Annotated in this window: 20 protein-coding genes and 1 pseudogene; 4 read left to right on the plus strand and 17 right to left on the minus strand. The window is 40.8% G+C overall.

Features of this window, described 5'->3' with window-relative positions; all coding sequences use genetic code 11:
• Positions 1 to 21 precede the first annotated feature (21 nt).
• Positions 22 to 3,633 (minus strand): DNA-directed RNA polymerase subunit beta, encoded by a 3,612-nt coding sequence (gene rpoB / locus M1G05_RS06220; protein WP_033682367.1) that lies wholly within the window; start codon positions 3,631 to 3,633, stop codon positions 22 to 24.
• Between the two features lie 448 nt (positions 3,634 to 4,081).
• Between rpoB and M1G05_RS06225 the strand changes: the two genes are divergently transcribed.
• Positions 4,082 to 7,969, plus strand: coding sequence for a pullulanase (locus M1G05_RS06225; protein WP_247953362.1), 3,888 nt, complete (start codon positions 4,082 to 4,084; stop codon positions 7,967 to 7,969).
• A gap of 223 nt (positions 7,970 to 8,192) precedes the next feature.
• On the opposite strand, the gene glmS is transcribed toward M1G05_RS06225, so the two are convergent.
• From glmS to ruvB, 8 genes are all read right to left on the minus strand, one after another.
• Positions 8,193 to 10,001, minus strand: a complete 1,809-nt coding sequence (glmS, locus tag M1G05_RS06230) for a glutamine--fructose-6-phosphate transaminase (isomerizing) (protein WP_247953363.1) — start codon at positions 9,999 to 10,001, stop codon at positions 8,193 to 8,195.
• Between the two features lie 192 nt (positions 10,002 to 10,193).
• Positions 10,194 to 11,573, minus strand: a complete 1,380-nt coding sequence (gene bglA, locus M1G05_RS06235; protein WP_247953364.1) for a glycoside hydrolase family 1 protein — start codon at positions 11,571 to 11,573, stop codon at positions 10,194 to 10,196.
• A gap of 98 nt (positions 11,574 to 11,671) precedes the next feature.
• Positions 11,672 to 13,525: a proline--tRNA ligase gene (locus tag M1G05_RS06240; protein ID WP_247953365.1), complete on the minus strand. Its 1,854-nt coding sequence runs from the start codon at positions 13,523 to 13,525 to the stop codon at positions 11,672 to 11,674.
• 12 nt (positions 13,526 to 13,537) lie between these two features.
• Complete coding sequence (gene rseP, locus M1G05_RS06245) at positions 13,538 to 14,797, minus strand: RIP metalloprotease RseP (RefSeq protein WP_247953366.1); 1,260 nt, start codon at positions 14,795 to 14,797, stop codon at positions 13,538 to 13,540.
• 21 nt (positions 14,798 to 14,818) lie between these two features.
• A complete protein-coding gene (locus tag M1G05_RS06250; RefSeq protein ID WP_247953367.1) occupies positions 14,819 to 15,622 on the minus strand; it encodes a phosphatidate cytidylyltransferase in 804 nt (267 codons plus the stop codon).
• Positions 15,623 to 15,630: 8 nt separating this feature from the next.
• On the minus strand, positions 15,631 to 16,389 hold the full coding sequence (locus tag M1G05_RS06255) for an isoprenyl transferase (protein ID WP_247953368.1): 759 nt from the start codon (positions 16,387 to 16,389) through the stop codon (positions 15,631 to 15,633).
• A gap of 345 nt (positions 16,390 to 16,734) precedes the next feature.
• On the minus strand, positions 16,735 to 17,307 hold the full coding sequence (locus M1G05_RS06260; RefSeq protein WP_150922742.1) for a nucleotidyltransferase family protein: 573 nt from the start codon (positions 17,305 to 17,307) through the stop codon (positions 16,735 to 16,737).
• Entirely contained in the window at positions 17,288 to 18,286 is a 999-nt protein-coding gene (gene ruvB / locus M1G05_RS06265) for a Holliday junction branch migration DNA helicase RuvB (protein WP_009014280.1), read from the minus strand. The genes M1G05_RS06260 and ruvB overlap by 20 nt, the downstream gene beginning before the upstream one ends.
• Positions 18,287 to 18,408: 122 nt before the next feature.
• Between ruvB and M1G05_RS06270 the strand changes: the two genes are divergently transcribed.
• Complete coding sequence (locus tag M1G05_RS06270) at positions 18,409 to 18,501, plus strand: type I toxin-antitoxin system Fst family toxin (RefSeq protein ID WP_000969509.1); 93 nt, start codon at positions 18,409 to 18,411, stop codon at positions 18,499 to 18,501.
• Between the two features lie 144 nt (positions 18,502 to 18,645).
• Here M1G05_RS06270 and M1G05_RS06275 read toward each other — a convergent pair whose 3' ends face one another.
• Genes M1G05_RS06275 through M1G05_RS06285 form a run of 3 tightly spaced genes read right to left on the minus strand, consistent with a single transcriptional unit; the run spans position 18,646 to position 21,043 of the window.
• Positions 18,646 to 19,374: an ABC transporter permease gene (locus M1G05_RS06275; protein WP_125392885.1), complete on the minus strand. Its 729-nt coding sequence runs from the start codon at positions 19,372 to 19,374 to the stop codon at positions 18,646 to 18,648.
• A complete protein-coding gene (locus tag M1G05_RS06280; RefSeq protein ID WP_125392884.1) occupies positions 19,375 to 20,115 on the minus strand; it encodes an ABC transporter permease in 741 nt (246 codons plus the stop codon).
• Positions 20,108 to 21,043: an ABC transporter ATP-binding protein gene (locus M1G05_RS06285; protein ID WP_125392883.1), complete on the minus strand. Its 936-nt coding sequence runs from the start codon at positions 21,041 to 21,043 to the stop codon at positions 20,108 to 20,110. Before M1G05_RS06285 ends, M1G05_RS06280 begins: the two co-directional genes overlap by 8 nt.
• 536 nt (positions 21,044 to 21,579) lie before the next feature.
• Between M1G05_RS06285 and M1G05_RS06290 the strand changes: the two genes are divergently transcribed.
• Positions 21,580 to 22,440, plus strand: coding sequence for a helix-turn-helix domain-containing protein (locus M1G05_RS06290; RefSeq protein WP_247953369.1), 861 nt, complete (start codon positions 21,580 to 21,582; stop codon positions 22,438 to 22,440).
• An 82-nt stretch (positions 22,441 to 22,522) separates the two neighbouring features.
• On the opposite strand, the pseudogene M1G05_RS06295 reads toward M1G05_RS06290, so the two are convergent.
• Positions 22,523 to 22,717: pseudogene (locus M1G05_RS06295) on the minus strand (DUF5966 family protein); the annotation flags it as partial.
• Positions 22,718 to 22,907: 190 nt separating this feature from the next.
• Between M1G05_RS06295 and M1G05_RS06300 the strand changes: the two are divergent.
• Positions 22,908 to 23,000 carry a type I toxin-antitoxin system Fst family toxin gene (locus M1G05_RS06300; protein WP_094753251.1) on the plus strand — a complete coding sequence of 31 codons (93 nt, stop codon included), beginning with the start codon at positions 22,908 to 22,910 and terminating at the stop codon, positions 22,998 to 23,000.
• A gap of 827 nt (positions 23,001 to 23,827) precedes the next feature.
• On the opposite strand, the gene M1G05_RS06305 is transcribed toward M1G05_RS06300, so the two are convergent.
• The 4 genes from M1G05_RS06305 to M1G05_RS06320 form a co-directional block, all read right to left on the minus strand.
• Complete coding sequence (locus M1G05_RS06305; RefSeq protein ID WP_049499492.1) at positions 23,828 to 24,244, minus strand: GNAT family N-acetyltransferase; 417 nt, start codon at positions 24,242 to 24,244, stop codon at positions 23,828 to 23,830.
• A gap of 11 nt (positions 24,245 to 24,255) precedes the next feature.
• Positions 24,256 to 24,951: a GNAT family N-acetyltransferase gene (locus M1G05_RS06310; protein WP_049499490.1), complete on the minus strand. Its 696-nt coding sequence runs from the start codon at positions 24,949 to 24,951 to the stop codon at positions 24,256 to 24,258.
• Positions 24,952 to 25,045: 94 nt separating this feature from the next.
• The gene (locus M1G05_RS06315) at positions 25,046 to 25,465 is read right to left on the minus strand and encodes a DUF3021 domain-containing protein (RefSeq protein ID WP_020902698.1); all 420 of its coding nucleotides are present in this window, start codon (positions 25,463 to 25,465) and stop codon (positions 25,046 to 25,048) included.
• A 9-nt stretch (positions 25,466 to 25,474) separates the two neighbouring features.
• Positions 25,475 to 25,930, minus strand: coding sequence for a LytTR family DNA-binding domain-containing protein (locus M1G05_RS06320; protein ID WP_000701930.1), 456 nt, complete (start codon positions 25,928 to 25,930; stop codon positions 25,475 to 25,477).
• Between the last annotated feature and the right edge of the window lie 6 nt (positions 25,931 to 25,936).

Genomic DNA, 25,936 nt, shown 5'->3' on the forward strand with positions numbered 1-25,936 from the left:
TTTCTATTCTAAGTGAACTGCTTATTCTTGTTCAGCAGCTTCTTCTGTTGCTTCCGCTTTTGTTGCTTTCTCAGCTTCTTCAGCTTCAAAGGCTGCTTTAGCCTCTTGGGCTGCTTTTTCGCGGGCTTTTTCAAGGTCATCTACGTGGATGACATCTTCGTCCATTCCTTCATCCAAGTCACGAAGTTCCACTTCTTGGTCATCTTCGTCTAGGACACGCATGTCAAGACCAAGAGATTGCAATTCTTTGACAAGAACTCGGAAGGATTCTGGAACACCTGGTTTTGGAATTGGTTTTCCTTTTGTAATAGCTTCATAAGCTTTCAAACGTCCGTTGATATCGTCAGACTTGTAAGTCAAGATTTCTTGAAGGACATTTGATGCACCGTAGGCTTCAAGAGCCCAAACCTCCATCTCACCGAAACGTTGTCCACCAAACTGAGCTTTACCTCCGAGTGGTTGTTGGGTAACGGTTGAGTAAGGTCCGACTGAACGCGCGTGCAATTTATCGTCAACCATGTGGTGGAGTTTGATCATGTACATGACTCCGACAGAAACACGGTTATCAAACGGTTCCCCAGTACGTCCATCGTAAAGGATTGTTTTGGCATCGCTATCCATACCAGCTTCTTTAACAGTTGACCAAAGGTCTTCAGAACTTGCTCCGTCAAAGACAGGTGTTGCGATGTGAATACCAAGAGTACGAGCAGCCATACCAAGGTGGAGCTCCATAACCTGACCGATATTCATACGTGATGGCACCCCAAGTGGGTTCAACATGATATCGACTGGAGTTCCATCTGGAAGGTAAGGCATGTCTTCTACAGGAACGATACGAGAGACAACCCCTTTATTTCCGTGACGTCCGGCCATCTTATCTCCGACCTTGATCTTACGTTTTTGAGCGATGTAGACGCGAACCAGCATATTAACACCTGATTGCAATTCATCTCCATTTGCACGTGTAAAGATCTTAACATCACGAACGACACCATCGGCACCGTGTGGTACACGAAGAGAAGTATCACGTACTTCACGTGACTTGTCTCCAAAGATAGCGTGTAAGAGACGTTCTTCAGCTGAAAGGTCTTTCTCACCCTTAGGTGTTACTTTACCTACAAGGATATCGCCCTCTTTAACCTCGGCACCGATACGGATAATACCCATTTCGTCAAGGTCTTTAAGGGCATCTTCACCAACGTTTGGAATTTCACGAGTAATTTCTTCAGGCCCAAGCTTTGTATCGCGTGTTTCTGATTCGTATTCTTCAAGGTGGACAGATGTGTAGACATCGTCTTTGACCAAGCGTTCGCTCATGATAACAGCATCCTCGAAGTTGTAACCTTCCCAAGTCATGTAGGCAACGATTGGGTTTTGCCCAAGCGCCATTTCTCCATTTTCCATGGAAGGTCCGTCAGCAATGAAATCGCCTTTTTCAACGACATCGCCAACTTTTACGAGAGTGCGTTGGTTGTATGCAGTACCTGAGTTTGAACGACGGAATTTTTGGATGTGGTAAACGTCCAATGAACCATCTTCACGACGAACTTCTACCTTGTCAGCATCTGCATAGGTAACTTTACCGTCATACTGAGCAATCACAGCAGCTCCTGAATCGTGGGCTGCTTGGTATTCCATACCAGTACCAACGTAAGGTGCTTTAGGATTAATCAATGGTACAGCCTGACGTTGCATGTTGGCTCCCATAAGGGCACGGTTGGAGTCATCGTTTTCCAAGAAAGGAATACATGCTGTCGCAACGGCAACTACCTGTTTTGGTGATACGTCCATGTAGTCAACAACATTAGCTGGATACTCTTGGTTGACCCCTTGGTGACGTCCCATAACAACTTTCTCAGCAAATGTTCCATCTTCATTCAGACGAGAATTAGCCTGTGCTACAGTAAATTCATCTTCTTCATCGGCTGTCAACCAAACGATTTCGTTCGTAACAACACCTGTTTCACGGTCAACTTTACGGTATGGTGTTTGAACAAAACCATATTTGTTCAAGTGCCCGTAAGATGACAAGTTATTGATCAAACCGATGTTAGGTCCTTCAGGTGTCTCGATCGGACACATACGACCATAGTGAGTGTAGTGCACGTCACGTACTTCATATCCAGCGCGGTCACGAGTCAAACCACCAGGTCCTAAGGCTGATAAACGACGCTTGTGAGACAACTCAGAAAGCGGGTTGTGTTGGTCCATGAACTGTGACAACTGTGATGAACCAAAGAATTCTTTCACCGCAGCTGTTACAGGACGGATATTGATAATTTGTTGTGGTGTCAAGACTTCATTATCTTGAACAGACATACGTTCACGGACATTACGTTCCATACGAGAAAGTCCAAGACGTACTTGATTGGCAAGCAATTCACCAACCGCACGGATACGACGGTTTCCAAGGTGGTCGATATCATCTACACGGCCAAGTCCTTCCGCCAAGTTAAGGAAGTAGCTCATCTCAGCAAGGATATCTGCAGGAGTGACGATACGAACCTTGTCATCTGGATTAGCATTACCAATGATTGTTACGACACGGTCTGGATCAGTTGGAGCAACAACCTTGAATTTTTGAAGAACAACTGGCTCAGTCACAACCGCAGCATCATTTGGAATGTAGACAATCTTGTTCAAATCACCATCCAAATGGCTTTCAATACTTTCAATCACGCTACGAGTCATGATTGTACCAGCTTCTACCAAGATTTCTCCAGTTTCAGGATCTACCAATGGCTCTGCAATGGTTTGATTAAGCAAGCGTGTTTTAACATTGAGTTTTTTATTGATTTTGTAACGACCAACTGCTGCCAGGTCATAGCGACGTGGGTCAAAGAAACGAGCCACAAGCAAGCTACGTGAGCTTTCAGCAGTCTTAGGCTCACCTGGACGAAGGCGTTCGTAAATTTCTTTTAAAGCTTCGTCGGTACGAGAGTCCATTGGATTCTTGTGGATATCTTTTTCAACAGTATTACGAACCAATTCGCTATCACCAAAGATATCAAAGATTTCATCATCACCTGAGAAACCAAGAGCACGAACCAAGGTCGTAAATGGAATCTTACGAGTACGGTCGATACGAGTGTAGGCGATGTCTTTTGAGTCACTTTCAAGTTCCAACCAAGCTCCACGGTTAGGGATAACAGTTGAACCGTAGCCCACTTTACCATTTTTATCAACTTTATCGTTAAAATAAACACCTGGTGAGCGGACCAACTGAGAAACGATAATACGTTCACCACCATTGATGATGAAAGTACCCATTTCTGTCATGATTGGGAAATCACCAAAGAAAACTTCTTGGGTCTTAATTTCGCCTGTCTCTTTATTAATCAAGCGGAAGGTTACAAAAATTGGTGCTGAGTAGCTAGCATCGTGGATACGAGCTTCTTCGAGCGTATATTTTGGTTCTTTGATTTCATATCCAACAAATTCCAACTCCATTGTGTCTGTGAAGTTTGAAATTGGCAATACATCTTCAAATACTTCCTTAAGACCGTGGTCTAGGAAATCTTTGAATGAGTCAGTTTGAATTTCAATCAAATTTGGTAAGTCAAGAACTTCTTTGATTCTTGAAAAACTACGACGGGTACGATGTTTCCCGTATTGAACGTCATGTCCTGCCAAGATGATTCTCCTTTGTAAATAAGTTCCAAGCCTTGTCAATCAGGCTTTTCTAATCGTCATATGGTTTTAAAAACCCCTATCACCGTGTCCCTTTGATGAATTTTCAGAATCTTTAAGTCTTTATTACAAATGCTCGAAATCCTGAAAAAAAGCACAAAAAGAGCAGCTAAATCTGACTTTTTCAGAAGATTTAACTGCTGTGAGCCTTGTCTGGACAATATTTCAGACAAAACCTACGACAAATGATTATTTACATTATACCCTATTTAGCTAGATTTTTCAAGGGGATTGACAATTTTTTGACAAAATCTTTTCCTATAAGGAAGACTGGCTGAATCATAACAAAATTTGTTGCGATTTTTCTTTTAGTTTAATTTTAGGAAAACGCTTGCATATTGTTTTACTACGTGCTATACTGATAAAGAAATTCATTTATAGGAGATTGATTATGAAAAGAACACCATCTCACACTGAGAAAAAAATGGTTTACAGCATCCGTTCCCTCAAAAATGGAACTGGTTCTGTCCTTATTGGAGCAAGCCTTGTCCTGCTTGCCATGGCTACACCAACTATCTCAGCAAACGAAAATACTACAAGCAATAAGGGAACTAGTAATGAAACTACTACTGCCCTTGCACAACCTCTTACTGATACAGTAGTTAACTCTGGTAAGAACGAAAGTGATATTTCTTCGCCTAATAATGCAAACGCTTCCCTAGAGAAAACAGAAGAAAAACCTGCAACAGAGGCACCCACTCCTGCTGCAACCCCAGCCGATTCAGCACCACAAACCGGGCAAGATCGTTCAAGTGAACCAACTACTTCTACGAGTCCAGTAACAAATGAAACTAAAGCAGAAGAGCCAATCGAAGACAACTACTTCCGTATCCATGTCAAAAAACTTCCTGAAGAAAACAAGGATGCTCAAGGGCTATGGACTTGGGACGATGTTGAAAAACCATCTGAAAATTGGCCAAACGGAGCCTTGTCCTTCAAGGATGCCAAAAAAGATGACTATGGCTATTACCTAGATATCAAATTAAAGGGAGAGCAAGCCAAGAAAATTAGCTTCCTCATCAATAATACAGCTGGGAAAAATCTGACCGGCGATAAATCGGTAGAAAAACTGGCACCAAAGATGAATGAGGCTTGGTTGGACCAAGATCACAAGGTTTTCTCTTACGAGCCACAACCTGCAGGAACTGTTCGCGTCAACTACTACCGCACAGATGGCAACTATGACAAGAAATCTCTCTGGTACTGGGGAGATGTGAAAGAGCCAAGTAGTGGTGAATGGCCCAACGGAACAGACTTTACGGCTACAGGCAAATATGGTCGCTATATCGATATTCCACTCAAAGATGCAGCTAAAGACCTTGGATTTTTATTACTAGACAGAAACAAACAAGGAGACGATGTGAAAATCCGTAAAGAAGATTATAAGTTCACAGATTTAAAAAATCATAGCCAAATCTTCCTAAAAGACGATGATGAATCGATTTACACAAATCCATACTATGTCCATGATATCCGTATGACAGGAGCCCAACACGTAGGCACTTCTAGCATTGAAAGTAGTTTTTCAACACTAGTCGGTGCCAAAAAAGAAGATATCCTCAAACACTCCAACATCACTAATCACCTAGGAAACAAGGTAACTATCACCGATGTTTCAATCGATGAAGCTGGCAAGAAAGTGACCTACAGCGGAGATTTCTCTGACACAAAACATCCGTATACTGTTAGCTACAATTCCGACCAATTCACTACCAAAACAAGCTGGCGACTTAAAGATGAGACATACAGCTATGATGGTAAACTTGGAGCCGACCTCAAAGAAGAAGGAAAACAAGTTGATTTGACCCTTTGGTCACCAAGTGCTGATAAGGTTTCTGTCGTTGTCTACGACAAGAATAACCCTGAAAAAGTGGTTGGAACTGTCGCTCTTGAAAAAGGGGAAAAAGGTACTTGGAAACAAACTCTAGATAGCACAAACAAATTAGGAATCACAGATTTCACTGGCTACTATTATCAATACCAGATCGAGCGTCAGGGTAAAACTGTTCTTGCACTCGATCCTTACGCTAAATCCCTCGCTGCTTGGAATAGTGATGATGCCAAGATCGACGATGCCCATAAAGTGGCTAAAGCTGCCTTTGTAAATCCAGCCAAACTAGGACCTCAAGACTTAACTTATGGTAAGATTCACAACTTCAAGACTCGTGAAGATGCCGTTATCTACGAAGCTCATGTGCGTGACTTCACTTCAGATCCTGCCATTGCAAAAGACTTGACCAAACCATTTGGTACCTTTGAAGCCTTTATTGAAAAACTAGACTATCTCAAAGACTTAGGTGTGACCCACATCCAGCTCCTTCCAGTCTTGTCTTACTACTTTGTCAATGAATTGAAAAACCATGAACGCTTGTCTGACTATGCTTCAAGCAACAGCAACTATAACTGGGGATATGATCCTCAAAACTACTTCTCCTTGACTGGTATGTATTCAAGCGATCCTAAAAATCCAGAAAAACGAATCGCAGAATTTAAAAACCTCATCAACGAAATCCACAAACGTGGCATGGGAGCTATCCTAGATGTCGTTTATAACCATACAGCCAAGGTCGATATCTTTGAAGATTTAGAGCCAAACTACTACCACTTTATGGATGCTGACGGAACACCTCGAACTAGCTTTGGTGGTGGACGCTTGGGGACAACCCACCATATGACCAAACGGCTCCTAGTTGACTCTATCAAATATCTAGTTGATACCTACAAAGTTGATGGCTTCCGTTTCGATATGATGGGAGACCATGATGCCGCTTCTATCGAAGAAGCGTACAAGGCTGCACGCGCCCTCAATCCAAACCTCATCATGCTTGGTGAAGGTTGGAGAACCTATGCTGGTGATGAAAACATGCCTACTAAAGCTGCTGACCAAGATTGGATGAAACATACCGATACTGTCGCTGTCTTTTCAGATGACATCCGTAACAACCTCAAGTCTGGTTATCCAAACGAAGGCCAACCTGCCTTTATCACAGGTGGCAAGCGTGATATCAACACCATCTTCAAAAATCTCATTGCTCAACCAACCAACTTTGAAGCTGACAGCCCTGGAGATGTCATCCAATACATCGCAGCCCATGATAACTTGACCCTCTTTGACATCATCGCCCAATCTATCAAAAAAGATCCAAGCAAAGCTGAGAACTATGCTGAAATCCACCGTCGTTTGCGACTTGGAAATCTCATGGTCTTGACAGCTCAAGGAACTCCGTTTATCCACTCCGGTCAGGAATATGGACGTACTAAACAATTCCGTGACCCAGCCTACAAGACTCCAGTAGCAGAGGATAAGGTTCCAAACAAATCTCACTTGTTGCGTGATAAGGACGGCAATCCATTTGACTATCCTTACTTCATACATGACTCTTACGATTCGAGTGATGCTATTAACAAGTTTGACTGGACTAAGGCTACAGATGGAAAAGCATATCCTGAAAATGTCAAGAGCCGTGACTATATGAAAGGTTTGATTGCCCTTCGTCAATCTACAGATGCCTTCCGACTTAAGAGTCTCCAAGATATCAAAGACCGTGTCCACCTCATCACTGTTCCAGGCCAAAATGGTGTGGCAAAAGAGGACGTGGTAATTGGCTACCAAATCACTGCTCCAAATGGGGATATCTACGCAGTCTTTGTCAATGCGGACGAAAAAGCTCGCGAATTTAATTTGGGAACTGCCTTTGCACATCTCAGAAATGCTGAAGTTTTAGCAGATGAAAACCAAGCAGGGCCAGTCGGAATTGCCAACCCGAAAGGACTTGAGTGGACTGAAAAAGGCTTGAAATTAAATGCCCTTACAGCTACTGTTCTTCGAGTCTCTCAAGGCGGTGCCATTGTTGCCCCAGCTGTGGAAGAAAAACCAGAATTTGATCTTTCTAGCTTAAAACAAGAACAAGGGCAAAATAATAGCCAAGGCCATATTTCAAACCCAGTAATCAAATCTGAACATCAAGAACCAGCTCCACAAGCTAAACCTGACTCTACTAAACCAGATGCCAAAGTAGCTGATGCAGAAGATAAACCCAAGCAAGCTACAACTGATTCACAACCAGCACAAGAAGCACAACCATCATCTGTAAGTGAAGCTGTTCAAAACGAATCGGTAGAAAACTCTAGCAAGGAAAATATACCTGCGCCCCTAGCTAAACAAGCTGAACTTCCAAATACAGGAACCAAAAATGATCACAAACTTCTGTTTGCAGGAATTAGTCTCCTTGCACTCCTAGGTCTCGGGTTCTTGTTAAAAAACAAAAAAGAGAACTAAACTAGCCCTCCTATAGAACAATCCCCCAAGCCTTAACGCTCGGGGGATTGATTTTTGCACAATATTTGCCGTCATAATAAACTCGATTAGGATTTTTTATTAAGACTCTTCTAAAATCAAATTCAAACCACGTCAGCTTCACCTTGCCGTACTCAAGTACAGCCTGCGGCTAGCTTCCTAGTTTGCTCACAAGAAAAAGCCTAGATAACTAGACTTTTTTGGCTTATTCTACCGTTACTGACTTAGCAAGGTTACGCGGTTTATCCACATCGAGACCACGGTGAAGGGTTGCAAAGTAAGCGACTAATTGCGTTGGCACAACCATTGAAATTGGTGAGAGGTAAGGGTGTACGGTTGTAAGGACGATATCATCTGTCTCTTTAGCAACATTTTCTTCTGCGATTGTAAGCACCTTGGCACCACGGGCTGCGACCTCTTGGATATTTCCACGAGTGTGGTTAGCAAGAACTGGGTCAGACAAGAGGGCCAAAACAGGCGTTCCTTCTTCAATCAAGGCAATAGTTCCGTGCTTGAGTTCTCCTGCCGCAAAACCTTCACACTGGATGTAAGAAATCTCTTTGAGCTTGAGACTGGCTTCCATGGCTACATAGTAATCTTGACCACGTCCGATGTAAAAGGCGTTACGAGTTGTTTCAAGAAGCTCACGAATCTTGCTATCAATCAATTCTTTTTCTGAAAGAGTTGATTCGATAGACTGAGCCACGATTGACAACTCATGAACTAGGTCAAAGGCTTGCGCTTTAGCATTGGCATTTGCTTGACCGACTGCTTTTGCAAGAAAGGCAAGGGCTGCAATTTGCGCTGTATAGGCCTTGGTTGATGCCACGGCAATTTCAGGACCTGCATGAAGGAGCATGGTATGGTTGGCTTCACGTGAAAGAGTTGAACCTGGGACATTTGTCACTGTCAAGCTCGGAATTCCCATTTCATTAGCCTTGACCAAAACCTGACGGCTATCCGCTGTTTCGCCAGACTGACTGATAAAGATGAAGAGTGGTTTCTTGCTGAGAAGTGGCATACCGTAGCCCCACTCAGATGAGATGCCAAGTTCAACTGGTGTATCTGTCAATTCTTCCAACATCTTCTTAGAAGCAAATCCTGCGTGGTAAGATGTTCCAGCTGCAAGGATGTAGATACGGTCTGCATCTTGAACAGCCTTAATGATAGCTGGGTCTACTACTACTTGACCAGCCTCATCTGTGTATGCTTGGATCAACTTACGCATCACTGTTGGTTGCTCATCGATTTCCTTGAGCATGTAGTAAGGATAAGTTCCCTTACCGATATCAGACAAGTCAAGTTCAGCAGTGTAACTAGCACGCTCACGACTATTACCATCATAGTCTTGAACTTCCACGCTATCCGCCTTGACGATTACCAACTCTTGGTCATGAATTTCCATGTATTGGTTGGTCTCACGAATCATAGCCATGGCATCTGAGCAGACCATGTTATATCCTTCCCCAAGACCAATCAAAAGTGGTGATTTATTCTTCGCTACGTAGATGACTTCTGGATCTTGTGAGTCAACCAAGGCAAAAGCATAAGAACCACGAATGATGTGAAGAGCTTTTTTGAAGGCTTCAAGAACTGACAAGCCATCTTCTTCCGCAAATTTTCCAATCAAATGAACGGCTATTTCCGTATCTGTTTGCCCTTTGAAGTGGTGACCTGCAAGGTATTCTTCCTTGATTTCAAGGTAGTTCTCAATCACTCCATTGTGAACCAAGACAAAACGTTCTGTCTCAGAGCGGTGTGGGTGAGCATTGTCTTCCGTTGGTTTCCCGTGAGTCGCCCAACGAGTATGTCCGATACCAGTTGTACCCTCAACACCAGCTGTCTTGGCAGATAATTCTGCGATACGACCGACAGCCTTGACTAGGTGATTTTCAGCACCACCTAGGACAAAAATCCCCGCAGAATCATAGCCACGGTATTCGAGCTTTTCAAGCCCTTGAATCAAAATATCAGTTGCATTTGTGTTTCCAACAACACCAACAATTCCACACATAGTATATACGACACAGACCAGCTGTGCTTTCTCCTTAAAATTGGTATAGTCTAATTCCTCTTTTATAGAATCAGCAAAAACAGTATATACTTGTTTCTTTCACTTGTCAAGAGTTAAAATTGGTATAGTTCAAATTATGCTCCTGTAAGCAAAAAAACTCTGACCAATTAGGATAATCAGTCAGAGTCCTTTTTAAAATCCATTATTATCGCTTAATTCCTTGAACCAGTGCCCTGATTTCTTCAGACGACGTTCTTGCGTTTCCAAGTCTAATTCGACCAAGCCATAGCGATTTTTATAGCTATTGAGCCATGACCAGCAATCGATAAAGGTCCAAATCAAGTAGCCCTTACAATTGGCTCCGTCTTCAATGGCACGGTGAAGTTCGCGAAGATGACCTTTTACAAAGTCAATACGGTAATCATCTTGAATCATTCCATTCTCACGGAATTTTTCTTCCCCTTCAACACCCATACCATTCTCTGTCAACATCCACTCAATATTGCCATAATTTTCCTTGATATTTTGGGCAATGTCATAAATCCCTTGCTCATAAATCTCCCAGCCACGATGAGGATTGATTTTACGTCCAGGCATCACATAAGGCTCATAAAAATGTTCTGGTAAGAGTGGACTCTCTGGATGCTTCGCAAATCGAGGCGCCATAACACGCAAAGGTTGATAGTAGTTGACACCAAGGAAGTCCACCGTATTGTCACGAATGAGATCCAACTCCTCCTCTGTAGCATCAGGCAAGAGACCGTATTCATGTAAGATTTCTACCAACTCCTGTGGATAAGTACCCAAAACGGATGGATCTAAGAAAGATTGGGCCTGAAAGAGGTCCGCAATGCGAGCTGCCTTGACATCAGCAGGATGCTGGCTACGTGGATAAGCCGGTGTCAAGTTTAAGACAATCCCAATCTTGGAATCTGGCAAAAGTTCATGACAAGCCTTAACCACCCGACTGCTGGCCAATTGTGTATGATAAGCTACTTTAACGGCTGCCTCTGCATCCACCTTATGTGGATAATGGGCATCGTAAAAATATCCAAATTCTACTGGAACGATGGGCTCGTTAAAGGTAATCCATTGATCCACTAAATCTCCATAAGTCTCAAAACAAAAACGAGCATAGTCTTCATAGGCTGAAACAGTCGCCTTATTTTCCCAACCATCACCATCCTCTTGAAGGGCAAAAGGCAAATCAAAATGATAAAGATTGACTAAAAGACGAATCCCCTTGGCCTTAATAGCCTCAAAAACCTTACGGTAAAAGTCTACACCTTGAGGATTGACTTCCCCACGCCCTTGTGGAAAAATCCGTGACCACTGAATAGAAGTCCGAAAGGCCGTGTGACCAGTTTCTAACAGTAGCTCAATATCCTTTTCCCAATTTTCATAAAAGGTCGATGTCTTATCTGGACCAATCCCATTATAATAACGATTTGGCTCCACTTGGTACCAATAATCCCATAGATTATCTCCCTTACCGTCACCAGCTACACGTCCTTCTGTTTGTGGTCCAGAAGTAGAGGATCCCCAGACAAAATCCTTTGGAAATCTTAGCATACATTTACCTCTTTATCTACTCATTTTTCCCATTATACAGAAAAAACAAGGTAAAAACTAGTTACATTTTTTCCTTGTTTTTCTTCTGATTATAGTTTTTATTTCTTGCTGAGGATTTCAAGCGTTTCAAGCAAGTTATCTGCATGAACTTCGATGGTGTCACCAGTCGCTTTAATCTTCACTTCTACGATTCCATCGGCTGCTTTCTTCCCAACAGTGATACGGATTGGCAATCCAATCAAGTCGCTGTCGCTAAATTTGACTCCGACACGTTCGTTACGGTCATCCGTCAAGACTTCGTAACCAGCTCCCATCAAGCTTGCTTCAAGCTTTTCTGTCAAGGCTTGCGCTTCATCATCCTTAACATTGACAGTAATCAAGTGCACATCAAATGGTGCCAATTCTTTAGGGAAGTTGATTCCCCAAGCGTAACGGTATTCACCTTTTGGTGTTTTGTTAACAAAGAGGCGAGCGTGTTGCTCCATCACTGCTGAAAGGAGACGGCTGACACCGATACCGTAACATCCCATGATAATTGGCACAGCGCGACCATTTTCATCCAAAACATCTGCTCCCATGCTTGCTGAGTAGCGAGTACCGAGTTTAAAGATGTGCCCAATTTCGATACCACGCGCAAAGTTAAGGACACCTTGCCCGTCTGGGGAAATTTCACCTTCACGAACTTCACGGATATCAACATATTCTGCAGTAAAATCACGACCTGGGTTCACACCAGTCAAGTGATAGCCATCTTCGTTAGCCCCCACAACTGCATTGCGAACATCTTGCACCTTACGGTCTGCGATGATTTTTACATTCTCTGGCAAATCAACTGGGCCAAGTGAACCGAATCCTGCTTGAACAAGATTCGCCACTTCTTCTTCGCTAGCAACGTCAAAGAAATCTGCTCCCAAATGGTTTTTCAACTTGACTTCGTTAAGTTGGTCATTTCCAACTAGAAGGGCTGCAACAAGCTCACCATCTGCCATGTAGAAGAGAGTTTTGATTGTTTGTTCTTCTGGAACGTTTAGGAAGGCTGCAACTTCATCAATTGATTTAACATCTGGCGTTGCAACACGAGTCACTTCTTCTTCAGCGACAACACGATTGCTTGGTTTGTACTCGTTTGTTGCCATTTCTAAGTTAGCCGCATAGCTAGATTCACTTGAGTAGGCGATGGTATCTTCACCAGAGACCATCCATTTAAGCAATTCTGCCTTGATTTCTTCTTGCACTTCTGCAGGAATCTCATCAAATGAAGCAACTGACTTGTCCAAGACGACCCAGCGGTCAAGGTCTGTACGAGCAGGTGTAATGGCCATAAATTCTTGGCTGTCCTTACCACCCATAGCTCCACCGTCACCAATAATTGCCTTGAAATCTAAACCACTACGAGTGAAAATACGCTCATAAGCAGCCTTGTACTCATCATAAACACTGTCCAAGCTATCATAGTTAGCGTGAAAGCTGTAAGCATCCTTCATGATGAACTCACGTGTACGAAGAAGTCCATTACGTGGGCGTTTTTCATCACGATACTTAGGTTGGATTTGGTAAAGGTTGAGTGGCAATTGCTTGTAAGACTTAACAGAATCACGGACAATAGCTGTAAAGGTTTCTTCGTGAGTTGGACCTAGGATAAAGTCTGATTTTTCACGATTTTTTAGTTTGTAAAGGTCTTCACCATAAGTTTCGTAACGACCTGATTCGCGCCACAATTCTGCACTGAGGAGGGCAGGAGCCAACATCTCAACGGCACCAATCTTATCAAATTCTTGGCGCATGATATTTTTAGCTTTTTCAATCACACGATTTGCAAGTGGTAGGTAAGAATAAACACCTGCTGAGACTTGACGAACATAACCAGCTCGCAACATAAGAGCATGGCTGATAACTTGAGCATCGCTTGGCATTTCGCGAAGCGTTGGGATAGGCATTTTACTTTGTTTCATAATATTCCTCGATTATCTAAAAAAGAGTCGCATGATGTCATTCCAGGTCACAGCAATCATCAAGACAACCATGATGACCACTCCGGCCAAGGTGACATAGGTTTCAATTTCTTGTTTCAATGGTTTGCGGCGAATGGCTTCTAGGATATTGAGCACAATCTTACCACCATCCAGGGCTGGAATCGGAATAAGATTAAAAATCCCAATATTGATGGAAATTATTGCCAAGAAGTACAAGACATTCTCAATTCCATTTTTAGCAGCATCACTACTTGCCTTAAAGATGGCAACAGGTCCACCTAGCTTGTTCAAATCCGGTTGGAAAATCAGATTTTTCAGTTCTGAGAGAATTCGGAGGGCCGAGTCAGCAGCAGTTGTAAAACCACCTACAAACATAGATACAAAATCTGACTTAATCCCCGGTTGAACACCTAGAAGGTAACGGCCTTGACTTTCTTCCGGACTAACAGTGACTTGTTTGTCACTCCCCTTTTCAGAAATAGTCACATCCAAGGTCGGGGCCGTCTTATCTTTGGTTTCTGATTCCACAGCCTGAATCAAGCTTTCCCAGTTGCTAACCTCATGTGAGCCAATCTTGGTAATTTGTGCCGTTTCTGGTACTCCCACCTTAGCCAAAGCCCCTTGGGGCATGACATGAAACTGGTTGGTAGCTACATCTCTGACACCACCCTGCATAAAGATTAAAATCCAAAAAACAACGACACCTAAGATAAAGTTGTTCATAGGACCTGCAAAGTTGGTAATCAGTTTTCCCCAGATAGTTGCATTTTGATATTGAACATCCAAGGGAGCAATCCGAACCTCAGTTCCATCTGCTTCTACAACCGTTGCATCGTGATCCACTGCAAATGTTTTTTCTTCTTCCAGAACCAAGCCCTTGATAAAGAGCTTATCTTCAAAATCAAACTGGGTCACCTGCATAGGGAGGGCTGTTTGATCTAATTTTTTACCTGAGAGGTTGATGCGTTTAACCTTACCGTCGTCAGTAAGTGTCAAACTGACAGGAGTTCCTGTCTTGATTTCAGTCGTATCATCACCCCAACCAGCCATACGGACATAGCCACCCAAAGGCAAGATCCGAATGGTATAGGCCGTTCCGTCCTTGCCAATATGAGCAAAGATTTTTGGCCCCATACCAATGGCAAATTCACGCACTAGAATTCCTGATTTCTTGGCAAAGTAGAAGTGCCCGAACTCGTGCACCACCACAATAATCCCGAAAACCAGAATAAAGGTTAAAATTCCGAGCATAGTATTTCCTCCGTCTTTTGATTAAAAGAGTCCAAATAAGTGCATGATTGGAAATACAAGCAACATACTATCGAAACGATCCAAAACACCACCATGTCCAGGGATAAATTTCCCAGAATCCTTAACACCAAAGTGACGCTTAATCGAACTTTCTAGTAAATCACCAAATTGTCCAGCCACACTAAAGAAAATAGCAAAGACTGACATCTTGTAAATTCCATACGGAAGAGCAACTGTACTGTCAACTATCATAAAGATAATGGTTACTAAAATCGCACCCAAAATACCACCCAAGGCACCCTCAAAGGTTTTATTTGGAGAAACCGTTGGAGCTAATTTTCGTTTCCCATAGTTCATTCCTATAAGATAGGCACCACTGTCTGTCGCCCAGACGATACATAAGGCTAATAGTGCCTTATCTAACCCTGCAATTCTAGCATCTAATAGAGCATTAAAACCAAAGCCCACGTAGAAACTCATAGCAAGCGGGAAAACAGCATCCTCAATCGTATAAGACTTGCTAAAAACAGTCGTTCCTAACATAATTGAAATCAAAACACTATAGGCAACCACATTCCCATCAACTGGCAAAAAAGTCAGGTAATTCTCCAAGGGAATGGTCAAGGCAAAGGTTGCAAAGAGGGTTAAGAGACCCTCTATAGTCATGGTCTCTAGACCTCTCATCTTCAAAAGTTCATGCATGGCTAGCATGGCTATGATTCCAATTGCTATCTGCAGCAAGAGTCCCCCAATCATTAAAATTGGTAGGAAAATAGCCAGGGCAATCCCTGCAAACAAGGTTCTTTTCTGTAAATCCTGTGTCATATTTCCTCCTAAACTCCTCCAAATCGGCGATGACGACGATTGTAGGCAAGAATGGCTTCCTGCAAGGCCGCCTCGTCAAAATCAGGCCACAAGGTATCCGTAAAATAGAGCTCACTGTAGGCTCCCTGCCATGGAAGGAAATTGCTCAAACGCAATTCTCCACTAGTACGGATAATCAAGTCTGGGTCTCGTAAGTCCTTAGGCAAATGCTGGGTGAAGAGATAGTTGCCAATCAATTCCTCTGTGATGTCACCTGGGTTGATTTTGGCATCTAACACATCCTGAGAAATCAACTTAATAGCCTGTGTAATCTCAGCACGTCCACCATAGTTGAGGGCAAAATTAAGAATTAATCCTGTGTTGTTCTTAGTCAATTCTTCAGCTTTAGTTAGAGCTTCAAAGGTTTGCTTAGGCAGGCGGTCTGTTTCCCCAATCATTTGAATCTTAACATTATTCGCATGCAATTCCGGGACATAATTATCATAAAACTCTACTGGCAAGTTCATGATAAACTTGACTTCCTGATCTGGACGGGTCCAATTTTCCGTAGAAAAAGCATAAACTGTAATAACCTTAACGCCTAGTTTGTTGGCTGCCTTGGTCACAGTTTGCAATGCTTCCATGCCCGCCTTGTGTCCAAAAACTCGCGGTTGCATACGTTTTTTAGCCCAACGGCCATTGCCATCCATGATGATGCCGATATGAGCAGGAACCTGTGTCGGAACCTCTACTTCCACATCCTTATCTTTCTTAAAAAATCCAAACATGATCTTATTCCTATTCAAAAATCTATCGTTTCATTATACCATATTTCCCTATTTTCTTCTATCACTAAGCTATTTATACTCTTCGAAAATCAAATTCAAACCACGTCAGCTCTATCTGCAACCTCAAAACAGTGTTTTGAGCAACCTGCGGCTAGCTTCCTAGTTTGCTCTTTGATTTTCATTGAGTATTATTCTCAGGCACAAAGCCCATTTCCAAAAAAATAAGTCGCCTGATTGGGCGACTCTATTTTTTATAGGGAGATTATTATGAAAAAGTTTTAGGAGTTTAAGTTAAGGTCTTCTTAACTTATGAACTTAGTATACACTTCCTAGCTTAAAGTTTCCTTAAGTATTTTTAAAAATCAAATTTTTCCATTTCTCCTGCCAATTTTTCTTGGATAGACGTGTTCGATAAAGTTCCATTCGGTCTTCATTCTCTAAAAAATGAGGAGTTGGACGAACTTGAAAATTCAAAATATCCTCCAAACCATAAGGTGCATAGAGTTCAAAATCGAATTCTTCATTCAAGCGCAGTCCAACTGCCGTACACCGTTCTGGATACTTACTCATAGCATCACGGGAACTGGTATAGGGAGCAGTATGAGGACTGTGCTGGTGCATATAGAGCTGATTTTTCAATTCCCACTGGTACTGAGGAAAGTCCTCTCTCAACTTGTTCTCTATAGCCAGCGTCTCTTCATAACTCACATCTGGGTCAAAGAAAATGACATCAACATCTGTTTCACAGTCAAAAGGTGATTTGTATGACAAAAGATTCCAGATGAAATTTCGTACCGAACCTGCTGCCAACCACGAGTCTTTCAGACCAAGATCTCGTATGATCGTCAGAATAGCCATCATATCCGGATTTTCTCTGAAAGCTTCTAGAATTTCTTGTTTATTTTTCATTATACTCATACCCTAAATGCTCGTAGGCCTTAGCCGTTGCAACCCGTCCAGACCGTGTTCGCATGATAAAGCCTTTCTGGATTAGGTAAGGTTCGTACATATCCTCAACCGTCTCACGCTCTTCAGCGATATTCACAGAAAGAGTTCCTAATCCGACAGGACCACCACCATACATCTCAATCATGGTACGAAGGATTTTTTGGTCCACATAGTCCAAACCTTCATGATCAACATCCAGCATAGTTAATGCCTTATCGGTAATAACATCATCAATGACCCCATTCCCCATAATCTGGGCAAAATCGCGCACGCGCTTGAGGAGACGATTGGCAATACGAGGGGTTCCACGACTACGCAAGGCCAGCTCAGAAGCTGCCTCATGAGTAATTTCCATCTCAAAAATATCTGCCGTCCGCTCAACAATTTCTGTCAAGTCAGCATGGGCATAGTATTCCATATGCCCCGTAATCCCAAAACGTGCCCGTAGAGGATTTGACAGCATACCAGCCCGAGTCGTCGCACCAATCAAGGTAAAAGGTGGTAACTCCAAATGAACACTACGACTACCCTCACCAGCCCCAATCATAATATCGATGTAAAAGTCCTCCATCGCACTATAAAGCACCTCTTCCACCGACATAGGCAAGCGGTGAATTTCATCAATAAAGAGGACATCCCCAGGCTCTAAGTCATTCAAAATCGCTACCAGATCACCAGCTTTTTCGATAACAGGACCCGACGTCTGCTTGAGATTAACTCCCAGTTCATTGGCAATAACAAAGGCCATGGTCGTCTTCCCCAAACCTGGAGGCCCGAAAAGGAGGACATGATCCAGCGCTTCATCCCGCATTTTAGCGGCTTCGATAAAGATTTGAAGCTGGTCCTTAACCTTATCCTGCCCGATATATTCACGTAAATACTGAGGACGGAGCGTGCGTTCTACTAGCTCCTCGTCCCCCATTATCTCATTATCTAAAATTCTACTCATGGCTCTATTATATCAAAAAACCAAGCCACAAACAAAAAAGCCACCCGATTGGGTGACTCCCGAGTTTGGCACTTTATTCTAAGTCACTGCTTCACCGCCTGCGAGAAGAGGTGAGATAGCCCATGATGGATACAATACTTAAAACTATCATCGGACCAATTGTGGTCGGTGTCGTTCTTCGATTAGTCGATAAATGGCTAAACAAGGACAAATAGTGTCAAAAAAGACCTCAAGCTTAATGTGGAAGTTAGCTTGAGGTCTTTTCTAGCCTATGATATAGAACTAGTACTCAATTCCTTTTTATTATCCCACAGTTCACAAAATTTGTCAAAGGTTTATATCCTCATCTACTCAGCTTGTCATTTATAAGCAAAAATAATGTTCATCATGCGTTTATCTGCCAACAAATAAAGGAGACATGCCACCAAGGTAATCAGCCACACGGCATATACAGAAACTGTTAAAACCGTGAATTCCTCCATGATGATTAGTAGTAAATTTGCCAGATAATATCTCCCAACAACCGTTGTTAAAGTAAACAAACCTGCAAATGACAATAAAAAGGCAAGTGGTAGGGCAAGAATAAGTTCCTTCCGATATTTTCCTAAGAAGAGGACAATAATGCCAGCAGACAGTGTATAAGCAAAAGCAATTACTCCATAACCAAATCCCCACGATAAAATTGTAAGACTAGAGAAAGCAAAATCACCATCCATTAGCTCTAGGACAACCATAGCCAAAAAGGTGAATTCACTGACTAGTAGATTTATCAATAAAGTAAGCATAAACTTCGCTTGGAGTAATTGTTTCAAATCGACAGGAATCAGTCTGAGATTTGAAATCGTTTTAGACACTTGTTCTATTCTTATCAAATCCACTAAAATCATGCTCGAAAAAGGGAGGAGAAAATAGTAGTTCAAAAAGAAGAAACCATTTTCTACATACCAACCATTCACACTACCGTACGAATGCCCTTGATAAATCTGATGACCAATCATAAACTCTAACAAAAAGAGCAGGATGGCTACAAAGGGAATCATATACAGTATCTTTCGCCTTCTTAGTTTAGTCAATTCTAGCATCAACATTTATTCATCCACCTTTCTTAACCAAGATTTAATGGACAAGAAAGACAAAACAAGTAAAGATAAACCTAGTACAATAATCGATAAGATAACTGGCTGTTGAAGCACCACTCCTTCTCTGTTTCCTTCCCAAATTAAACTGTTAGCGCTTGTAACTGGACTGATATTTGGACTCGTCCTTGCTAAAAAAAATGACACTAAAACATACATGACGCCGACCAAATTTCCAACTATCTCCTTGCCTCTTACTTTTATCATGAGCAAAGCAACTAAAGGAAATACACCCATGGGAATTAAGACACCACTACTCATACAAAGATAGAAGAATCTTAATAATAAAGACAAACTGACTGTTGAAGAAAAGCGAGATAGTAGTGCAAATAAGGAAACCGAAATATAGGTGAATAACATGATACAAAGAGCGTTGATTTCAATATACAAAATCTTAGCCCAGAATGTCTTCATCAGATTTGCTGAAGCGAGTTTCAAGTTGTTCATGATGCGATAGCGATATTCTACACCAAATGCCTGTATTGTATAGGAAACACAATACAAAGGGAGAATCAAAAAGTTTAAATAAGACAAAGAGAATTTATAGACAAAGGGAAAGGAGTCAAACAAGCCTCTCGCATCATTTACATAATAACAGATGAGAGCTAGGTAGAGGGAAACAACACCATATACGACAAAATTCAGTTTTTGATGCCTTTGTTTGAGAAATTCAATCTTCACTAAATCAAGCAATTCCCTCACCTCCTGTTATCCGCTTAAAGTAATCCTCTAAACTTTCATTGTTTTTATAAGAATATTCTTTTAGAACTATTCCGTTGTCTTTTAAGGAGTTAGATACGACTGCAATGTCAAAAGTAGGTGATTCTCCCTGAAGTTCAAGTTCTATATCCGAAAGAATACTAATCTGTTCTTGCAGATTTATCCTGCAAAGCACTTCCTTAGCTTGAGGAGCATCCGAAACAATTAGGTGGATTTTCCTTTTATCTGCACCATCTATTAATTCCTTCATAGTCTTTTCAGCCATAAGGTGGGCATCATGCAGTATCCCAACTCTATCTACAAGCTTTTCAAGTTCTGAAATAATGTGGCTGGATATTAAAATCGAAATGCCATGATTGGTACTGAGTTCCTTTAGATAACGGCGCATTTCAAGGATACCAATAGGATCTAAACCATTTGTTGGTTCATCTAATATCAGAATTTTCGGCTGGTGCATAATAGCGTTAGCAATTGCTAACCTTTGCTTCATTCCCAAAGAATACTGCTTGAATAGTTTTTTATTTTCCCCATCTAATCCTACTACTTGTAAAGCTTGCTCTACTTGTTTTAGCGAAACTCCTCTCAATCTCGCAAAAATAGAGAGATTTTCAGGTCCCGTTAAATTAGGATAAAAAGAAGCACTGTCCAATACCACACCGATTTGAGATAGCAAATCCTTAGAAAATTCACCTAACAGTTTTTCAGATAGAATATTCACTTCACCACTATCCATCGCTGTCAAACCTAAAATAGCTTTGATAAAGGTAGTCTTTCCAGCGCCATTTCTTCCTAGTAAGCCATAGATTTCTCCCTGTTTTAGCGTAAAGTCTATCTTATCTAAGACAATCTTCCCATCATAGGATTTTGATAAATTAGATGTCTGTATTACTGGATTTCTCATTTTATTCTCCTCCTAACATCTATACACCCACATCAAAAGACATAATAGAGTAGTTCCTGTATAACTAGTTATATGAGAAGGTAATAGGGTATAGCAAACTTACAGTCCCCCCTTTAAGTCCTTCAATCTGTGGCACGATTCATTATATAAATGTTACTTCACAAACATTCAATAAATAAATCCTCCAGTCCAAGATTAACTACACTAATTGTTGAAGCTTGTTGTATAACTCTCAAATCCAAAATATATTGTAATTGATTTACAGTTTTTAAAAGCAACCGCTTACAAAGAATCCTAAAAAAATATATTCTAAAAATGATTTTACGAAACTTTGCTAAAATACTCATATTAACCACATTTTCTTATCTTTACACTTGTAAGTGTACTACTTTGAATCTTCTTTGTCAATAAAAAGTATTCTTTTTTTCAGTTTATTTCCTATTTATTCTTTTGAGACTATTTCTATGCCAGGAAGTTGAAAAATAGAGATTAAAAGTATATAATTAATCATAAATTTATTTAAAGAAGGTTTAAAGATGAGCATATTATCTGACAAACTAAAAGCAAAGAGAAAAGAAAAAGGCTTCTCACAAAAAACACTTTCCGAAGGAATTTGTGAGCAAAGCCAAATCAGCAAAATAGAACGTGGCAACTATATGCCTGCTGCTGATTTACTCTATAAACTTGCAAATCGGCTTCAAGTTCCCTTAGAATATTTTTTCGATGAACAGATTGAAATGACTTCCAATATAACACCGTTTAAGAAATTAGCAGAAAAATTACTTGAAGATCGTAATTACGAGGATTTAGAATACCTCTTAAACTTAGAAAAAGAAAAGTCTCAGTATCTGTCTACTGAGGATGAATTTTATCTTCTATGGATTCAAGCGATTATCCTTTTCTACTTACATGGTTCCAAAGATGAAGCTATTGCCAGTCTAGAAAACACTTTGCCAAAACTTTCGTCTAGTTCATCTGTGTATCTTAAACTCTTCAATACTTTATCTAATTTTTATTTTTCTGTAGGGCGTGATGCAGAATACGAAGAAAATAACTCACTTCTTATCAGTTTGTATCAGGAAAAAGATTTAAACCATCAAGAGTATTTATTTGGTTATATTCGAGTTAAACATAATTTCGCTTATTATTTACACTCTAAAGGGAAAGAGTTAGAAGCTGTCCAAGAGGCCTTAGAAACCATTGACTTTTGTAAACAAAAAGAGACCAGCTATCAGCTGGCACCTCTTTTAACTATCGTTGCGAACGCCGGAAAAGATTTTTTAAAGCACGATGAAATTCTTGACTATTATTTACAGGCTCGTGATATCTGTAAAATATACGGGCACAAGCTCTTGATGGCTAAGATTGACCATTTTTTGAAAGATAAGGATAGGTGACTTCGATCGTAATAAGTTATAATTACCAATTAGCTAGAAACATAAAAGTGGAGAGGAACTAATGTAGTTTTCTCCACTTTTGTTAATATCCCCTCTTCCACTTGTATCCTGCCCAGCATGCTAAAGCCAGTAAAACTAAATTAAAGATGATAAAGAAAGTCGTAAAACCAAATAATCCATTCTGGGATAAATCTTCTACATAAAGGTTGGATTCAGTAAAGAACAGATAAATTCCATAACCCTCCACGAAAATAAGAAAACTGACAAAACCAATCATAAGTCTGAGAAAAAAGTCTTTAAAATCAAAAAACGCATAATATCAGTGTTGAAAACCTGATACTATGCGTTTTATTGTGGAAAGATTTACTTCATTTTCTCCTGAAATTGAGTTTTTGCCCAATTTCTCTTTTATGGTATAATATTGTTCGGCACTTCTACACCGCCTGCGAGAGGAGGTGAATTAGCCCATGATGGATACAATACTTAAAACTATCATCGGACCAATTGTGGTCGGTGTCGTTCTTCGCTTAGTCGATAAATGGCTAAACAAGAACAAATAGTGTCAAAAAGACCCCAAGCTTATTTGGACGTGAGCTTGGGGTCTTTTCTAGCCTATGATATAGACACAATACTTAATTCCCTTTTATTATCCCACAGTTGACAAAATTTGTCAAAACTTTACATTCTCAGCTTCTCAAGCTTTAACCGCTTTACAACAAGACTTTCAAGTTTAAGAGAAAGTTAGGGATTCTATCAATTTCATAGAAATTTTGATTTAGTAAACGAAGAGACAATCTTACATGTCACTCCTCATTTAATACGCCACTACTGGACAAGCAAAATCATTATTACAGCAGTTCCAGTCCTTCAATTAATAGTTACTTACAATCAAATTGAGTTTGAAGTAGCTGAAGCAACAACAGACCTATTTCTTAGTCATATTTTCTAAAAAAGTCTCCGCCAATTCCCCGACCAAAATCCGAAAAATACCGGAAAACATCGGAAAATTATTTTTAGAATAGTCCCCAAAAGCCTGAAATAGAGCCAAAAAACTCCACCTGATTGGGTGGAGTTAAGGGAGATTATTATGAAAAAGAAAAGTTTAGGATTTTATTAAATAAAGTTAGGAGGTCTTTATTTAATAACTATATGATACAAGACGAAGCTTAAAACTAGCTTAACTTTTCTCAAATTCTACCATTTTGCCAAAAATTTCTATCAGCATCTATCCACCCCACAAAAAAAGCCACCTGATTGGGTGACTTCATTAGGAGATTATGATGAAAAAAAGTTTTAGGATTTCATTAAATAAAGTTAGGAGGTCTTTATTTAATGGTTATATAATACTAGACCATCCTTAAACTTTGCTTAAGAAAAACAAGTTTTGTTATTTTTCTCTATTCACCCAAGTCATCCCTATACAATTATAGGTGGATAAGATTTCAAAGCCCATAGAACGATAGAATCTCAAGGTTCTTTCTGTCTGTTCTGTCACCAGCTGGACTTGATAGACATCTTTGTAAGCCTCTAAAGCCTCTTTCATTAGGGCACTACCAATCCCTTGACGCTGATAGATAGGTAAAACGATTAAATCTTGAACCAATACTGATGAGAATCCATCTCCAACCAAACGAATCAAGCCCACCACAGTATCATCATCAAGCGCCACATAAATCGCTAATGAATGAGATAAGGCCTGCTCCAGCATCTCTGGTTGATGGGTATAATTTGTCCAACCGACAGCCTGATAGAGATGCAAAACATCCTCTAACTTGACAATTTCTTGCTTTTTAATAGTGATCATGTCAACACCTATTAAAGCTCTCTTAAGCTCTTGTACTGTCGTCCATTTTTATCAAAATTTTCAGGAGCCAACCATGCTTCCAATCGAGCTTTGACTTTGGGCCAGTCCTTATCAATCATAGACAACCAATCCGTATCACGAGTACGCCCCTTATATACGACTGCCTGGCGGAAGGTCCCTTCATAGACAAATCCCAAACGCTCCGCAGCTCGTCTGGATGGCAGATTAAGAGAATCACATTTCCATTCGTAGCGACGATAGTTAAGCTCCTCAAAAACATAGCGCGCCAAGAGATAGTGAGCTTCTGTCCCTATTCGTGTTCCCCTGAGCTCTGGAGAAAAAGTGACCGCTCCCACTTCTATCACTCGGTTATTTTGGTCAATGCGCATGAGAGAAAAAGTTCCCAAAGCCTTACCAGTTGCCTTGTCTATGATTGCATAGTAAAAACGGTCCTTACGAGCCAACATCTGATTTAAAAGGCTAACCAACTCCTCCATATCTGCTACTGGCTCCTGAAAAAGGTAGGTCCACATCTCCCGAGGAGTATCCAGGCCATAAACAGCTAGCAAATCCTCCGCATGTTTTTCTACCGAGAGAGCCTCTATCCGAGCATAACGCCCTTCTAAGAAATCAATAGAAGGCAATTCACCTGGTGTATAACCTTCCATTGACTCCCCAACCATCTGACCATATTCGTTTACTGGCATCTTTCTTCTCCTTGTTTTACGCTGAAAATACTATATCACAAATTGTTCTCTTTGGAAACTGGCACTGTCTTCAAACTTCATCCTCAACACTATATTAGTGACCCGTTTTCTGTCTTTTATCCTCTAAGGCTTGATTAATTCGTTGGGTGAGTTTGTGATTTTTCCAGATTTGATACAACCATATCAATCCATAAATTAACAAGAAAAAGAACCAAAGCAAGGGACTCCACAAGGCTGAACCCCAGCCCAAAAATAGAGAGGTCAATACTAAAATAGTAGCTGTCACTAATAAATGAACTCCTACACGTATACTAAAAGCAAGAAACTCTAGCTTTTCAAGTATTAAAGTCAATACCCCCATAATTCCACCCATTAAAAACAGAGCTAGAATATTTTTTATCATTGGTTCAGGATAGGTAATACCTGGATAACACTGAGCTAATAACATCATACTCAAATAAAAGAAGGAAGCCGTACGCATTCCCGATACAAAATAATCAATTAATCGTTTCATGATTTTCTCCTATAAACCTAGATAATTCATTAAGGACTTAACGTATTTCCGACTCACACTAGATTTGATGCCCCGAGTCATTTTAGCCATCATGTTCCCTGAAAAACTATCTGATAACGATTCTAAGTGGTCAATGTTTATAATTGAATGGCGTGATATCTGTATAAAGTTCCGTCGGTTAATCCTATTCTGAAAGTTTGTCAATGTTTCCTTAGTTTTATAAATCCCGTCTACCGTATAAATGGTCAACAAGTTCTTATCGATATCTGCTAAAATAAGATCCTCAATTTTCACCATAACCAGATGATCATCCGTTCGAATAGGAATGACCACCTGATTGGTTGTTGAAAATTGTTCTAAATACTCCATGACTTCCCTCGCTTGGTCGGTTAACTGAGCTGCCTGAATTACAATATGTGGGTCCTTTTCTGAAAACTCTGCCTTCATTTCAAAACGAATCTTCATTTTCTC

Origin of the sequence: Streptococcus mitis, from assembly GCF_023109515.1 — a bacterium.
Lineage (GTDB): Bacteria > Bacillota > Bacilli > Lactobacillales > Streptococcaceae > Streptococcus > Streptococcus mitis_CS.